The organism is Achromobacter sp. T5-5 (genome assembly GCF_055397965.1).
Genome location: NZ_AP027919.1, coordinates 4,449,347 through 4,463,096, shown reverse-complemented (window position 1 = coordinate 4,463,096; position 13,750 = coordinate 4,449,347). Strand labels below are relative to the sequence as shown.

Annotated in this window: 13 protein-coding genes; 9 read left to right on the top strand and 4 right to left on the bottom strand. The window is 66.5% G+C overall.

Going from position 1 to position 13,750, the window contains the following annotated elements; all coding sequences use genetic code 11:
• The first annotated feature begins 44 nt into the window (after nucleotides 1–44).
• The 4 genes from ACZ50Q_RS20205 (at nucleotide 45) to ACZ50Q_RS20190 (ending at nucleotide 5,307) form a co-directional block, all read left to right on the top strand.
• Nucleotides 45–716, top strand: coding sequence for a response regulator transcription factor (locus ACZ50Q_RS20205; protein ID WP_024068289.1), 672 nt, complete (start codon nucleotides 45–47; stop codon nucleotides 714–716).
• Nucleotides 717–782: 66 nt separating this feature from the next.
• Nucleotides 783–1,898, top strand: a complete 1,116-nt coding sequence (locus ACZ50Q_RS20200; protein WP_464079394.1) for a sensor histidine kinase — start codon at nucleotides 783–785, stop codon at nucleotides 1,896–1,898.
• The gene (locus tag ACZ50Q_RS20195) at nucleotides 1,895–3,832 is read left to right on the top strand and encodes a potassium transporter Kup (protein WP_464079393.1); all 1,938 of its coding nucleotides are present in this window, start codon (nucleotides 1,895–1,897) and stop codon (nucleotides 3,830–3,832) included. The genes ACZ50Q_RS20200 and ACZ50Q_RS20195 overlap by 4 nt, the downstream gene beginning before the upstream one ends.
• 126 nt (nucleotides 3,833–3,958) lie before the next feature.
• Nucleotides 3,959–5,307, top strand: a protein-coding gene (locus ACZ50Q_RS20190; protein WP_464079392.1) for an IS3 family transposase whose coding sequence is annotated in 2 segments (ribosomal slippage) — nucleotides 3,959–4,406 and nucleotides 4,406–5,307 — 1,350 coding nt in all. Because the reading frame shifts where the segments join, the coding sequence is not laid out codon by codon here.
• Nucleotides 5,308–5,371: 64 nt separating this feature from the next.
• Here the strand turns inward: ACZ50Q_RS20190 and argG are convergent.
• Nucleotides 5,372–6,712 carry an argininosuccinate synthase gene (argG, locus tag ACZ50Q_RS20185; RefSeq protein ID WP_076519805.1) on the bottom strand — a complete coding sequence of 447 codons (1,341 nt, stop codon included), beginning with the start codon at nucleotides 6,710–6,712 and terminating at the stop codon, nucleotides 5,372–5,374.
• Nucleotides 6,713–6,842: 130 nt separating this feature from the next.
• Complete coding sequence (locus ACZ50Q_RS20180) at nucleotides 6,843–7,751, bottom strand: LysR family transcriptional regulator (protein WP_464079391.1); 909 nt, start codon at nucleotides 7,749–7,751, stop codon at nucleotides 6,843–6,845.
• 96 nt (nucleotides 7,752–7,847) lie between these two features.
• On the opposite strand from ACZ50Q_RS20180, the gene ACZ50Q_RS20175 reads away from it, so the two are divergent.
• From ACZ50Q_RS20175 to ACZ50Q_RS20160, 4 genes are all read left to right on the top strand, one after another.
• Entirely contained in the window at nucleotides 7,848–8,714 is an 867-nt protein-coding gene (locus tag ACZ50Q_RS20175; RefSeq protein WP_464082019.1) for an amidohydrolase family protein, read from the top strand.
• A gap of 71 nt (nucleotides 8,715–8,785) precedes the next feature.
• Nucleotides 8,786–9,739 carry a Bug family tripartite tricarboxylate transporter substrate binding protein gene (locus ACZ50Q_RS20170; RefSeq protein ID WP_076519807.1) on the top strand — a complete coding sequence of 318 codons (954 nt, stop codon included), beginning with the start codon at nucleotides 8,786–8,788 and terminating at the stop codon, nucleotides 9,737–9,739.
• A gap of 2 nt (nucleotides 9,740–9,741) precedes the next feature.
• On the top strand, nucleotides 9,742–10,272 hold the full coding sequence (locus ACZ50Q_RS20165) for a carboxymuconolactone decarboxylase family protein (RefSeq protein ID WP_464079390.1): 531 nt from the start codon (nucleotides 9,742–9,744) through the stop codon (nucleotides 10,270–10,272).
• A gap of 14 nt (nucleotides 10,273–10,286) precedes the next feature.
• The gene (locus tag ACZ50Q_RS20160; RefSeq protein ID WP_464079389.1) at nucleotides 10,287–10,850 is read left to right on the top strand and encodes a hypothetical protein; all 564 of its coding nucleotides are present in this window, start codon (nucleotides 10,287–10,289) and stop codon (nucleotides 10,848–10,850) included.
• 112 nt (nucleotides 10,851–10,962) lie between these two features.
• On the opposite strand, the gene argF is transcribed toward ACZ50Q_RS20160, so the two are convergent.
• Together argF and ACZ50Q_RS20150 are read right to left on the bottom strand one after the other, a co-directional pair.
• Complete coding sequence (gene argF, locus ACZ50Q_RS20155; protein WP_076521990.1) at nucleotides 10,963–11,904, bottom strand: ornithine carbamoyltransferase; 942 nt, start codon at nucleotides 11,902–11,904, stop codon at nucleotides 10,963–10,965.
• Nucleotides 11,905–11,960: 56 nt separating this feature from the next.
• Nucleotides 11,961–13,142 carry an acetylornithine transaminase gene (locus ACZ50Q_RS20150; RefSeq protein ID WP_464079388.1) on the bottom strand — a complete coding sequence of 394 codons (1,182 nt, stop codon included), beginning with the start codon at nucleotides 13,140–13,142 and terminating at the stop codon, nucleotides 11,961–11,963.
• A 181-nt stretch (nucleotides 13,143–13,323) separates the two neighbouring features.
• On the opposite strand from ACZ50Q_RS20150, the gene ACZ50Q_RS20145 reads away from it, so the two are divergent.
• Nucleotides 13,324–13,614, top strand: a complete 291-nt coding sequence (locus ACZ50Q_RS20145) for a DUF3579 domain-containing protein (RefSeq protein WP_013392635.1) — start codon at nucleotides 13,324–13,326, stop codon at nucleotides 13,612–13,614.
• Nucleotides 13,615–13,750 lie beyond the last annotated feature (136 nt).

The window sequence follows — 13,750 nt, the reverse complement described above, 5'->3', positions numbered from 1 at the left end:
GCATTTCGCGCCCCTTTTTTTTTGGATCGCGCTAGAATCGCGGCATGCGAGTTCTGGTAATCGAAGACGACACCACCCTGGGCCATGCGCTCCAGGAATTTCTGGCCGACCAGGGGTATGCGGTCGACTGGCTGACTGACGGCGACCGGGTCCTGGGCGCGTTGGCGGGCCAGCCCTACGACTTGATGCTGCTGGACCTCAACCTTCCCGGCATGAGCGGCCTGGATGTGCTGCGTCAGCTGCGCCAGGACGGCAACCAGGTTCCCGTGCTCATTCTCACCGCCCGCGATGGCATCGAAGACCGCGTCGCCGGTCTGGACGCCGGCGCGGACGACTACGTCACCAAGCCTTTCGAACTGCCCGAGCTGGCTGCCCGCGTCCGCGCGTTCGGCCGCCGCCGCGCCGGCCAGGCCCAGCCCCTGATCGAAGTGGGGCCGCTGGTGTTCGACACCGTCGGCCGCGAAGTCCGCGCCAATGGCCAGCGCCTGTCGCTGTCGGTGCGCGAGCTCTCCGTCCTTGAAATGCTGATGGCCCGCGTGGGTCGCGTCGTGACCAAGCGCCAGATCGTGAACTCCCTGTCTGCGTGGGACGCGGACTTCAGCGAAAACGCGGTCGAAGTCTACGTGTACCGACTGCGCAAGCGCCTGGAAGGCACGGGCGCCAGCATCCAGACGGTACGCGGCTTTGGCTACATGCTGGATGTGGAAACGGCCTGACGGGCCGGCTGCGGCCGCCTTGCTCCGGCCGCACGCATCCATTCGCCCTAGCGAAGGCGTTGCGCCATGACGCAGGAACGCATCCCTCAACCGTCCCCGGCTTCGCGCCCCTTGCTCCCCTCCCGTTCGCTTGCCCGGCATCTGGTGATCCACCTGATGCCCCCGATCCTGCTGCTCGTCCTGCTGGACCTGGCGGCCACCTGGGTCATCACCCACAAGATCGACATGTCGCTCTGGATGCTGGAAGACTTCTTCTGGCTGATGGTGGTGGGGCAGGTGGCGTTGATCGGCCTGTTCACCTGGGTGGTGGTGCAGGGCGTGCGATCCGGGCTGCGGTCCGTGAATCATCTATCCGAAGAGATCCGGCAGCGCTCCATCGACGACATGCAGCCGCTGGAGGTGGCGGGCGTGCCGGTCGAGATCGAGCCGCTGGTCACCCACACCAATGACCTGCTGCTGCGGCTGGATGCGTCCCTGGCCGCGCAGCGGCGCTTCATCGGCCATGCGGCCCACCAGTTGCGCACGCCGTTGTCGGGCCTGCGGCTTGAATCCGAGCTCATGCTGGCGCGTCCCTTGCCCGATGACGTCCGGGCCCGCGCCGAGCGCATCAAGGCCGTCAGCGACCGCATGATCCGGCTGGGCCAGCAGCTTCTGGTGCTGGCCCGCGCCGATCCCAATGCCCGTCCCCAGGACAGCTTCGTGCGCGTCGACCTGTGCGAATGGGTGCGGGCGCATGGCGCCGAGTGGTTCCCGCGCGTGCGCGAGGCGCACTACGAGCTGGACCTGGTGGCGCCCGAGCGGCCCATCTGGATCGACGCCGACCCTTTGCTGCTCGCCGAACTGCTGGGCAACCTGATCGACAATGCGCTGCGCTATGGCAACCCCACGGGGCGCATCACGCTCATCGTGGGCGCCAATCCTCCTTCACTGACCGTCGAAGACGACGGCCCCGGCATTCCGCCCGAAGAGCGCGACCGCGTGTTCGAGGCGTTTTACCGGTCGCCCACCGCGACGGCAGGCGGCTCTGGACTGGGGCTGGCCATCGTGCGGGAGATCGCGCACGCGCACGGCGCCTGGTGGAAGCTCACGAGCCGGCCCGATTTTTCCGGGACACGCCTGTCCGTCGTATTCCCCGGCCCCCGCAAAGGGGCCCAACTCACTCGCCAAGAACCCGCATCATGAGCCAAGGCACGGTCAGCACACCTATTTCGCCCACAGGCGCGGCAGGCGCGGCAGGCGGGGCGCACGCGCCGTCATCGCGTGCCGCGCTGATCCTGGGCGCCCTGGGCGTGGTTTACGGGGACATCGGGACCAGCCCCCTGTACACGCTGCGCGCCTGCCTGACCGGCCTGAGCGTGCATACAGACCTCGAGCCGGCGCATCTGCTGGGCGTGCTGTCCATCCTGTTCTGGATGCTGATGGTGGTGGTGTCCTTCAAATACGTCACCCTGGTGCTGCGGGCGGACAACCGCGGCGAGGGCGGCACGCTGGCGCTGCTGGAGCTGGCCGTGCGCGCGCGCGAGGGCAAGCTGCGCTGGGTGTTGATCGTGCTGGGCATTTTCGGCGCGGCGCTCTTCTACGGCGACAGCATGATCACGCCCGCCATTTCGGTGCTGTCGGCGCTGGAAGGCATCGGCATCGTGTCGCACACGCTGGATCACTGGGTCGTGCCGATCGCGCTGGTGGTCCTGATCGCACTGTTTGCGATCCAGTCGCACGGCACGGGCGCGATGGGCAAGCTGTTCGGTCCGGTGATGTTTCTGTGGTTCGCCACCCTGGCCGCGCTGGGCGGCTGGCAGATCTGGCAGACGCCCGAGGTGCTGGCCGCGCTGAACCCGATGTGGGGCCTGCGCTTCATCGTCGAATTTCCGTGGATCAGTTTCGTGCTGCTGGGCGCGGTGGTGCTGGCGCTGACCGGCGCCGAGGCGCTCTACGCGGACATGGGGCACTTTGGCCGGCCGGCAATCCGCGGCGCCTGGTTCAGCATGGTGCTGCCCGCGCTGACGCTGTGCTATTTCGGCCAGGGCGCGCTGCTGCTGCGCGACCCCACCGCCATCCGCAATCCGTTCTTCCTGATGGCCCCCGAATGGGGACTGGTGCCGCTGGTGGCGCTTGCCACCGTCGCGACCATCGTGGCCTCGCAGGCCGTGATCTCCGGGGCCTATTCCGTGACGCGCCAGGCCGTGCAGCTCGGCTTCTGGCCGCGCATGCAGATCCTGCATACGTCGGCCGTCGAAAAAGGCCAGATCTATCTGCCGCAGGTCAACGCGCTGCTGCTGTGCGCGGTGCTGGTCCTGGTGGTGTGGTTCCGCAACTCCGACAACCTGGCGGCCGCCTACGGCTTTGCGGTGACGGGCACGATGCTCACGACGTCGGTGCTGGCCTTCGCGGTGCTTCCGCGCGGCACGACCGGCGTCAAGCGCATGATGTGGTTCCTGGTGCTGGGCCTGCTGTTGGTGCTGGACGTGCTGCTGTTTTCCGCCAACGTCTTCAAGATCCACGAGGGCGGCTGGTTGCCGCTGGTGGTGGCGATCGTGGTGTTCACGCTGATGATGACGTGGCGCCGCGGCCGTCGCCTGCTGTCCGACATGCAGCAACGCGATCGGCAGCCGCTCAAGGAATTCATGGCGCAGCTCGAGGAATACCCGCCGTCGCGCGTACCGGGCACGGCCATCTTCATGACGATGAATTCGGGCAATGTGCCGCCGGCGCTGCTGCACAACCTGAAGCACAACAAGGTGCTGCACGACCACGTGCTGTTCCTGACGATCCTGGTTGCCGATGTGCCGTACATCGCGCCGGAAGAGCGTTTCGAGGTCACCAAGCTCAGTGCGTCGAGCTGGACGGCGACGGTCAATTACGGCTTCAAGGAAGACCCGGACGTGCCGGAGGCGCTGCGCCTGATCGCCGAGGCCTATCCCGAGCTGGACCTGGAACCGATGCGCACGTCGTTCTTCCTGTCGCGCCAGACGGTGGTGGCGGCCAGGAAGCCCGCGCTGTGGCGGTGGCGGCGCGTGGTGTTTTCGTTCATGGCGCGCAATTCCACGCGCAGCACGAAGTTCTTCAAGATCCCGGCGAACCGTGTCGTGGAAATGGGGATGCAGGTGGAGCTGTAGGCGCCTCGCGTCTGAACCAGCCGTCTGAACCGGGCGGCGCGGGCGGTGCAGGGCGAAAAAAAACCCTCGGCTTTTGAACTGACCCCCGAAAGTTGGACTTTGATCCATCCTTCGGGGGTTTTTTGCATGGCAAAGTACGACGAGCAGTTCAAACTGGACGCTGTCCGGCGGTATCTGTCTGAACAGCATAGTTATGCGGAAGTGGCGCGGGAGGTCGGCGTGGACTATGCGTTGCTGCGGCGATGGGTGGCTGTCTACCAACTGCATGGACGGGCTGGTTTAGTCAGGCCGCGCAAGCGGTATTCGGCGCAATTCAAATTTGAGGTGTTGAAGCGCATCGAGCAGGACGGCTTGTCGGACAGGCAGGCTGTGGCGGTTTACAACTTGGGCGATTCCGGGACCATCGGCAAATGGCGTCGTGGGTATGATGAGGGCGGAATGGGCGCATTGGAGCCCAGACGTCGAGATAGCCCCGCCATGCCACACAAGTATCCACCCGAGCCAACAGCCAAGGACATGACAGAGAAGCAGTTGCGCGAAGAGAACGCGTACCTGCGAGCGGAGCTCGATTACCTAAAAAAACTCGATGCCTTGATCCAAGCGGAACGGACCGAAGCGCTGGTGAAAAAGCGCAAATGGTCCAAGGGTTGAGGCATCGTCATCCGCTGGCGCTATTGCTGAGAGCAGCCAAGCTGTCGCGCAGCACGTTCTATTACCACCTGAAGGCGCTTGGCGCCGTGGACCCGTACGCCGAGCTCAAGCAGCGCATCGACGCGGTCTATGCGCAACACAAGGGCCGCTATGGTTACCGCCGGATCACGGCGGTGCTGCGCCAGGCAGGTGAGCTGGTGAATCACAAGACGGTGCAGAAGCTGATGCAGGCGCTGGGCTTGAAGTCGCTCGTGCGCGCCAAGAAGTACCGGTCCTACCGAGGTCAGTCGCATCATGTGGCGGCCAACGTGTTGGCGCGTCGCTTCGAGGCCGAGCGTCCGAACGAGAAGTGGGTCACCGACGTGACCGAGTTCAACGTGCGTGGCGAGAAGCTGTACCTGTCGCCGGTGATGGACCTGTACAACGGCGAGATCGTGGCCTACGAGACCGCTCTGCGGCCGGTGTTCAAGCTCGTGGGCAGCATGCTGAAGAAGGCGCTGGCGCGGCTGCGGCCGACGGAGCGCCCCGTGCTGCACTCCGACCAGGGCTGGCAATACCAGCAGCCCATCTACCGGCGCATGCTGGCCGCCCGGTCCGTCACGCAGAGCATGTCACGCAAGGGCAACTGCCTGGACAATGCCGCCATGGAAAGCTTCTTCGGCACGCTCAAAGCAGAGTTCTTCCACCTCAACCGCTTCGAGAGCATCGAGCAGTTGCAGGCCGGCATCCGGCAGTACATCCATTACTACAATCACAACCGCATCAAGCTCAAGCTAAAAGGCCTGAGCCCGGTGCAATACCGAGCTCAGGCCTTCGGGCTTTAGTTGACCGTCCAACTTCTGGGGGTCAGTTCATTTTTGCCGAGGGTTTTTGTTTGGCTTTGAAGAATCACTTCTTCTTGGCGGCGTCCTTCAGTTGGGGCAGCGACGTGCCGCTGGAGGCCAGCAGGCCGGTCTTGACGTACGTGAACAGCTTTTCGCGCGTGTCGACGATGTCGAGGTTGCGCATGGTGAGCTGGCCGATGCGGTCCGCCGGGGTGAAGGGGGCGTTTTCCACCTTTTCCATGGACAGGCGCTCGGGCGCGTACGTGAGGTTGGGCGACACGGTGTTCAGCAGCGAATAATCGTTGCCGCGGCGCAGTTCGATGGTGACTTCGCCGGTCACGGCGCGGGCGACCCAGCGCTGGGCGGTTTCGCGCAGCATGATGGCTTGCGGGTCGAACCAGCGGCCCTGGTACAGCAGGCGGCCCAGCTTGCGGCCGTTTTCGCGGTATTGCTCGATGGTGTCTTCGTTGTGGATGCCGGTGACCAGGCGCTCGTAGGCAATGAAGAGCAGGGCCAGGCCCGGGGCTTCGTAGATGCCGCGGCTCTTGGCTTCGATGATGCGGTTTTCGATCTGGTCGCTCATGCCCAGGCCGTGGCGGCCGCCGATGCGGTTGGCTTCGAGCATCAGTTCGACCGGGTCGGCGTATTCGACGCCGTTCAGGGCGACGGGCTGGCCCTCTTCGAAGCGCACGGTGACTTCCTCGGCCTTGACGGCGACGTCATCGCGCCAGAACGCCACGCCCATGATGGGCTTGACGATGCGGATGCCGGAGTTCAGTTGCTCCAGGTCCTTGGCTTCGTGGGTGGCGCCCAGCAGGTTCGAGTCGGTGGAGTAGGCCTTTTCCGCCGACATCTTGTAGTCGAAACCGGCCTGGCGCATGTATTCGGACATTTCCGAACGGCCGCCCAGCTCGTCGATGAAGCGCTGGTCCAGCCAGGGCTTGTAGATCTTGAGTTCCGGGTTGGTGAGCAGGCCGTAGCGGTAGAAGCGCTCGATGTCGTTGCCCTTGAAGGTGCTGCCGTCGCCCCAGATGTTGACGTTGTCTTCCTTCATGGCGGCGACCAGCATCGTGCCGGTGACGGCGCGGCCGATGGGCGTCGTGTTGAAGTACGTGATGCCGGCGGTCGAGATGTGGAACGCGCCGGATTGCAGGGCGGCGATGCCTTCGGCCACGAGCTGTGCGCGGCAGTCGATGAGGCGGGCGTTTTCGGCGCCGTAGGCCATGGCCTTGCGCGGGATTTCGTCGTAGTCGGACTCGTCGGGCTGGCCCAGGTTGGCGGTGTAGGCGTAGGGAATGGCGCCATTGTTGCGCATCCAGAGGAGCGCCGCGCTGGTGTCCAGGCCGCCGGAAAAGGCGATGCCGACTTTCTGGCCGGTGGGCAGGTTCGGGAGGATAGTGGTCATTGTTTGAGGTGAGACGCCAACAGGACTTTGACAGCAACGAGCCGCCAAACAAGAAAAGTAGCCCGCCATTTTAACTCTTTTGAGGGGGGCTGGCCGCGCGGGGCGATCGTCCGGAGCCGCCCGCCTGGCGCTATCCGCCCGGCGCGAACAGGTCGGCAAGGCGCAGGCCGCGGATCAACTGGCCCGTGGCCGCCGCCAGCCGGGTAGCCGGCCGGTGGCGGGCGCTGGCCAGCACCAGGTTGTTGGTGATCGTGGGCGAACCGATATCGCACAGGGACAGTTCATGTTCGGCGGCCGGGCGGCGCGCCGCCGAACGCGGAAGAATGGCGTAGGCATCGCCCTGCGCGGCAAGTTCGACGATGGTCTGGACGGCGTCGACCTCGGCCGCGACCTTGAGCCGCACGCCCTGCGCGCGGCAGACGCTTTCGACCAGGGTGCGGATGGCGTTGGGCAGGCTGGGCAGCACCAGGGGATAGTCGCCCAGGCGCGCAACCGGCACGCGGGCGGGCAGGGGCGGCACATGCCCCGCGGCGGCGGCCAGCACCAGGTCTTCGCGGAACAGGGATTCGTAGGCCAGTTGCGGGGAGGGCGCCGGATCGTAGAGCAGCGCCAGATCCACCCGGCCGGCGAGCAGCCATTCGCGTACCTGGGCGCTCAGGCCCTCGGCCACGGCGATGGAGGCGTCGGGAAAGGCCTGGCGGAAGGCCTGGACGAGCGGCGGGGTGAGGACCCGCGCAATGCGCGGCGGCAGGCCGATCACGACCTTGCCCGTGGGCGTTTCGCGCAGCGTTTGCAGGTCTTCCTTGGCGCGTTCGGCCAGGGTCAGCAGGGCGCGGGCATGTTCCAGGAAACGCAGGCCGGCTTCGGTGGGTTCGGCGCCGCGGCCATTGCGGTAAAGCAGGTGCTGGCCCAGTTCCAGTTCCAGCAGCCGCACCTGGCGGCTGAGCGTGGGCTGGGCGACGTCGAGCATTTCCGCGGCGCGCGAGAAGCTGCGGCGTTCGGCCACGCGCACGAAGTATTCAATCTGCTTGAGGTCCATCGGATATGTAGTTTTTCAATATCAGAAATATAAGGTATAGCATTGTTCGCCTGGCGGCAATCCGGGACCATGGCGCTTTCCATGCAGGAAGCCCCCGTGCCCGATTGCCGTCCTCCGCTCGCCTCGCCCTCCCGTCCCCGCCACGCGCTGCCGCCGGGCGCGTGCGACGCGCATTGCCATGTCTTTGGGCCCGGCGACGTGTTTCCGTACGCGCAAGGGCGGTCCTATACGCCGCCGGACGCGTCGTTCGCCAGCATGGCGGCGTTGCATGCCCATCTGGGCATCGAGCGCGCGGTCGTGGTGCAGGCCAATTGCCATGGCTCGGACCATCGCGCCTTGCTGGACGCGCTGGCGCGCAGTGAAGCGCGGTACCGCGGCGTTGCGCTGCTGGGCGGCGATGCCACCGCGGCCAGCGTCCGGGCGCTGCATGACGGCGGCGTGCGGGCGGCGCGCTTCAATTTCGTGCCGCATCTGGGCGGCGCGCCCGACCCGGCCGTGTTCGACCACGTGGTCGCGCTGATCGCGCCGCTGGGATGGCATCTGTGCCTGCACGTGGACGGCGCGATGCTGCCCGAACTGCTGCCGCGGCTCTTGACGCTGCCGGTGCCGTTCGTCGTGGACCACATGGGGCGGTTGAAGGCGGCGGATGGGCTGGACTCGCCTGCGATGCGGGCGTTGCTCAGCCTGGCCGACGTGGGCAAGGCCTGGGTCAAGGTGTCGGGCATCGACCGCATCGCATCCGGCCAGCGTCCGTTCGCGGAAGGTATTCCCTTCGTGCGCGCGTTGGTCGAGGCCATGCCGGATCGCACCCTGTGGGGCACGGACTGGCCGCACCCGAACGTGGCGGGCGACATGCCGGACGATGGCGAACTGGTCGACACGTTTTTCGAGGCATGCCCGGACGCCGGGCTGCGCCAGCGCGTGCTGGTGGACAACCCGGCACGGCTGTATGGATTTCAGTAGCAGGCAATGACCGCGGAACAGGGGCCTGGAAGCCCCAGCCGCAAGAACATCCCAATCAACGAGGAGACACCATGTTCAAGAAAATCATCTCGGCCGCCGCGCTGAGCCTGGCCGCCGTGGGTGCGGTTCACGCCGAGGGCCCCGTGCGCCTGATCATCGCGTTTCCGCCGGGCGGTCCGGTGGACCTGGTGGGCCGCGTGCTGGCCGAGCAACTGGGCAAGGAGCTCAAGCAGAACGTCATCGTCGAGAACAAGGCCGGCGCCAACGGCAACATCGCGGCCGCCTACGTGGCCAAGGCGCCCGCCGACGGCTCGGTGCTGTTCCTGACCAGCGTCGGCGCCGTGGCGATCAGCCCTGCGCTCTACAAGGACCTGCCCTACGATCCGGCACGCGACTTCGCGCCCGTGTCGCGCGTGGTCAACAACGCCACGGTGTTCGTGGTGAATCCCTCCAACCCCGCCACCGATGCCGCGGACTTCGTGAAGCGGTCGCAGTCGGCGTCGCAATCGGTGGCCATCGGCTCGTCGGGCATCGGCAGCATTCCGCATCTGACGCTGGAAATGTTTGCCGATTCCAGCAAGGCCAAGGTGCTGCATGTGCCCTACAAGGGCGCGGCGCCCGTCATCAATGACGTCATGGGCAACCAGGTCGCGGGCTTCTTTGGCGATGTGCCGGGACTGATCGGCCATATCCAGGGCGGCAAGCTCAAGCCGCTGGGCCTGGCCGCGCCGAAGCGCCATCCGCTGCTGCCTGACGTGAAGACGCTGGCCGAGCAGGGCATTGCCGGCGTGGAATCCAACAACTGGTACGGCATCGTCGCGCCCGCGGCCACGCCGGCCGCCACGGTGGACAAGCTGAATCAGGCCGTGCGCGCCGCGCTGGCCAACGAGGCCGTGCGCGCCCGCCTGGAAAAGTTCGGCGCCGAGGCCGCGCCCAGCACGCCGCAGGAGCTGGCGGCGCTCATCGCATCGGACCGCGAGAAGTGGGCCGCCCTGATCCAGCGCAAGAACATCCGTCCGGAGTGACCATGAGCGCTTGTCGAGTCGAACCCGTCGTGCCGGGCACGCGCCCGGAGCTGGCCCCGATGGAGGCGCGCATCGCCGCCGCGCGGGGCCGCATTTCGCCCCTGTACCAGGTGCTGCTGAACAGCCCGGCCGTGGTGGAAGGATGGGAAGCCATGCTGACCGCGATCCGCCAGAAGACGTCGCTGCAGCCTCGGCTGCGCGAGCTCATCATCCTGCGCGTCGCTACGCTGAACAACGCGCCGTACGAATTCGAGGCGCACGTGCCGCACGCGCTGGCGGGCGGCATGCCGCAATCGGTCATCGACGTGCTGCGCGGCAATCCGGCGCCGGACCGGGTGCCGGGCCTGGAACCGGGCGAGGCCGAGGTGCTGGCCCTGACCGACGCGATGACCCGCGACATCGAGGTGCCGGATGCGGTGTTTGCGCCCCTGCGTGCGCGATACGATGATGCGCAGCTGGTGGAGCTGACGGCGACCGTGGGCGCCTACAACATGGTGTCGCGCTTCCTGGTCGCCTTGCGCGTCGGGCATTGAAAGGAGAGCTGACTGTGCAGGAAACCCTATTGCTGGTGTCGCTGGGCGAGCGCCTCGACGAAGCACGCGCCAAGGAATTGGCGGATCGCCTGACGCACGGGCTGTCGACCGCCCGCGTCACGGCCTTTGCGGCGCAGGAAGCCGACGAGACCTATGTCTATGTGCGCGGCGGCGGCGATGTGCTGTCCGCGGTCCGGGACCGCCTTGCGGCCCAGGCGCCGGGCGCGCGTGGGCGCGTGCTGCACCTTACGCTGGATCTGGCCGGCGCGTCGGCGGGACAGGACGCGCCGTGGCATTACATCGTCGAAACCGATGTGGCGCCGGAGGCGGAGGCCGACCTGAACGCCTGGTACGACCAGGAGCACCTGCCCGGCCTGGCCTCGGTGCCGGGCACCGTGCGCGCGCAGCGCTACGAATGCCGCGATGAATCGCCGCGCTATCTGGCCTGCTACGACCTGCATACGCAGGAAACCTTCGGCAGTCCGCCATGGCTGGCAGTGCGCGCGACCGACTGGAGCAGCCGCGTGCGGCCGTCGTTCCGCAACACGCGGCGCACGATGTTCAGGAAGATCCTGTAGCCGCCTGAAGCTGGCTGCAGCCGCCGGCAGCCGGCAGCCGCTGATGCGGCGCGAAACGAAGGGGCCCGGGCATCGCGCGATGCCCGGGCCCCTTTTTCCTTGGGGAATGGCCTTAGTCGACCTGTCCCAGCAGCAGGAATTCCATCAGCGCCTTTTGGACGTGCAGGCGGTTTTCGGCTTCGTCCCAGACCACACTCTGGGGGCCGTCGATGACTTCGCCGGTGACCTCTTCGCCGCGGTGGGCGGGCAGGCAGTGCATGAAGACGGCTTGCGGGTCGGCCGCGGCCATCATTTCGGCGTCCACGCACCAGTCGGCGAAGGCCGCGCGGCGCTCTTCGTTTTCGGCTTCGTAGCCCATGCTGGTCCAGACGTCGGTGGTGACCAGGTGCGCGCCCTTGCACGCTTCCATGGGGTCCTTGAACTGGCGCAGCACCTTGTCGGACGGCGTGCCGATGCGGGCGGCTTCGAGTTCGTAGCCGGCCGGCGTGGACACGTGCAGCGTGAAGCCGAGCATTTCGGCCGCGTGCAGCCAGGTGTAGGCCATGTTGTTGGCGTCGCCCACCCAGGCCACCGTCTTGCCGGCGATGGGGCCGCGGTGCTCGATGTAGGTGAAGATGTCCGCCAGGATCTGGCAGGGGTGGAATTCGTTGGTCAGGCCGTTGATCACGGGCACGCGCGAGTGCGAGGCGAAGCGCTCGATGCGCGTCTGCTCGAAGGTGCGGATCATGACGATGTCGACCATGCGCGAGATGACGCGCGCGGTGTCCTCGATGGGCTCGGAGCGGCCCAGTTGCGAATCGTTGGAGGTCAGGTTGATGACCGAACCGCCCATCTGGTACATGCCGGCCTCGAAGGACACGCGGGTTCGCGTGCTGGCCTTTTCGAACACCATCGCCAGCGTGCGGTCATGCAGCGGCATATGGGGCTCATAGCGTTTGAACTTTTCCTTGATCAGCCGCGCGCGGTCCAGCACGTAGGCGATCTCGGCGGACGAGAAGTCCTTGAACTGGAGAAAGTGCCGCAGCGGGCCGTTTTGAGTCGTGGGAGGAGTCATGGTGATGTCGCAGGTCATTGGGCCCGGCCGGGCTCGTGGCCCGGAAGGGACGTTGATTATGGTTTTTCGGCCAGGAACTGTTGGATGAGCGGAACCAGGATGGCGACGATGCGGTCGGCCTCGTCCCGGGTCAGGATCAGCGGCGGCAGCATGCGGATGACGCGGTCGCGCGTGACGTTGATGAGCAGGCCGGCCTCCAGGGCGCGTAGCGCCAGGACGCCGCAGGGGCGGGCCAGTTCGATGCCCAGCATCAGGCCGCGGCCGCGGACCTCGGTGACGCCGGGCGTGCCGGCCAGCGCACTGGCCAGGCGGTCTTGCAGGTGAGCGCCCACGGTGCGGGCGTTCTCCAGGAGATTTTCCGATTCCAGCGCGTCCAGCACGGCGAGGCCCGCGGCGCACACCATGGGGCCGCCGCCGAAGGTGGTGCCATGGCTGCCCGGGGTGAAAACCCCGGCGGCGGGGCCGGCGGCCAGCATCGCGCCGATGGGAACCCCGCCCGCCAGGCCTTTGGCCAGCGTCATGACGTCAGGGCGGATGTCGGCCCATTGGTGCGCGAACCACTTGCCCGTGCGGCCGATGCCGGACTGGACTTCGTCGATCATCAGCAGCCAGCTGCGCTCGGTGCACAGGCGGCGCAGTGCCTGCAGGTAGGCGATGTCGGACGGGCGGATGCCGCCTTCGCCCTGCAGGACTTCGAGCAGGACCGCGGCGGTGCGGGGCTCGGCATCGCCAGCCTCGCGCACCGCATCCAGGTCGTTGTACGGGACCTGGATGAACCCGCTGGGCAGGGGCTCGAAGCCCTTGCGCGCCTTGTCGCTGCCGGTGGCCGCCAGCGTGGCCAGCGTGCGGCCATGCCAGGACGAGTCCATGGTGATGATGTGGGCGTGCCTGTTGCCGTGCTGGTAGGCGTAGTAGCGGGCCAGCTTGATGGCCGCTTCGTTGGCTTCGGAGCCGCTGTTGTTGAACGCGACTTCCTGCATGTCCGAGAGTTCCGCCAGCCGGGCGGCCAGCGCCGTCTGCTGGGGGATTTCGTAGATGTTCGAGGTGTGGATGACGCGCGCGGCCTGCTCGGCGATGGCGGCGACCAGCTTCGGGTGGGCATGGCCCAGGCACGAGACGCCGATGCCGGCCAGGGCATCCAGGTACTTCCGGCCGTCCGCGTCCCACAGCCATACGCCCTGGCCGTGCGTGAACGAAACCGGCAGCCGGGCATAGATGTTGGCCAGAGGCGAGCTCATCGCGGATCCTCCTGGGTGAATGGCGTCGAAAGCATGCCCGCTTTCAAGGGGCCGATTCAAGGCGAATCGCGTTTCGAAAGAGGGCAAAGGATCAATCATATACAATTCGCGGCGCGGGGCGGATGTTTGATCACGCCGAAGATCCGGCTTTCGTGAAAGGCGTCCCGCAGTGAAAGAACACATGGCAACTCGCGTCAGACAATTCGTAATTCATGGCGTTACCGAAAGCGGTAGCCGCTTCCGTCCCAGCGACTGGGCAGAACGGCTCGCCGGCGTGATGGCACAGTTCCGGCCCGCCGGCTGTGCTGGTAACCACCTCACTTATTCGCCTTATGTGCTTCCCGTCGTGATCGATGGCGTGCGCGGGATCGTGGTCGACCTGCGCCTGCGCGACCTGGAGCCGCTGGCCTACAAGTTCGTGGTGGACTTCGCCCGCGACAACAACCTCAAGACGGAAGAGCGCGAAATCTAGCCCCCAGAACGAAAAAGGCGCCCCGACCGGGCGCTTTTCTCATTCTGCGTCCCCTGCCGCCTGATGGGCGCGCGGGGCGTCACGCGCCGCGCGGCGGCTGCGGCCCTCGCGGCGCGGCAAGGGTTAGCGATAGCTT

What these genes read in the sequence shown, in the direction of transcription:
- ACZ50Q_RS20205 (WP_024068289.1), top strand. Translation starts at nt 45, where the DNA reads ATGCGAGTTCTGGTAATCGAAGACGACACCACCCTGGGCCATGCGCTC.
- ACZ50Q_RS20200 (WP_464079394.1), top strand. Translation starts at nt 783, where the DNA reads ATGACGCAGGAACGCATCCCTCAACCGTCCCCGGCTTCGCGCCCCTTG.
- ACZ50Q_RS20195 (WP_464079393.1), top strand. Translation starts at nt 1,895, where the DNA reads ATGAGCCAAGGCACGGTCAGCACACCTATTTCGCCCACAGGCGCGGCA.
- argG (WP_076519805.1), bottom strand. Translation starts at nt 6,712, where the DNA reads ATGACCACTATCCTCCCGAACCTGCCCACCGGCCAGAAAGTCGGCATC.
- ACZ50Q_RS20180 (WP_464079391.1), bottom strand. Translation starts at nt 7,751, where the DNA reads ATGGACCTCAAGCAGATTGAATACTTCGTGCGCGTGGCCGAACGCCGC.
- ACZ50Q_RS20170 (WP_076519807.1), top strand. Translation starts at nt 8,786, where the DNA reads ATGTTCAAGAAAATCATCTCGGCCGCCGCGCTGAGCCTGGCCGCCGTG.
- ACZ50Q_RS20165 (WP_464079390.1), top strand. Translation starts at nt 9,742, where the DNA reads ATGAGCGCTTGTCGAGTCGAACCCGTCGTGCCGGGCACGCGCCCGGAG.
- argF (WP_076521990.1), bottom strand. Translation starts at nt 11,904, where the DNA reads ATGACTCCTCCCACGACTCAAAACGGCCCGCTGCGGCACTTTCTCCAG.
- ACZ50Q_RS20150 (WP_464079388.1), bottom strand. Translation starts at nt 13,142, where the DNA reads ATGAGCTCGCCTCTGGCCAACATCTATGCCCGGCTGCCGGTTTCGTTC.
- ACZ50Q_RS20145 (WP_013392635.1), top strand. Translation starts at nt 13,324, where the DNA reads ATGGCAACTCGCGTCAGACAATTCGTAATTCATGGCGTTACCGAAAGC.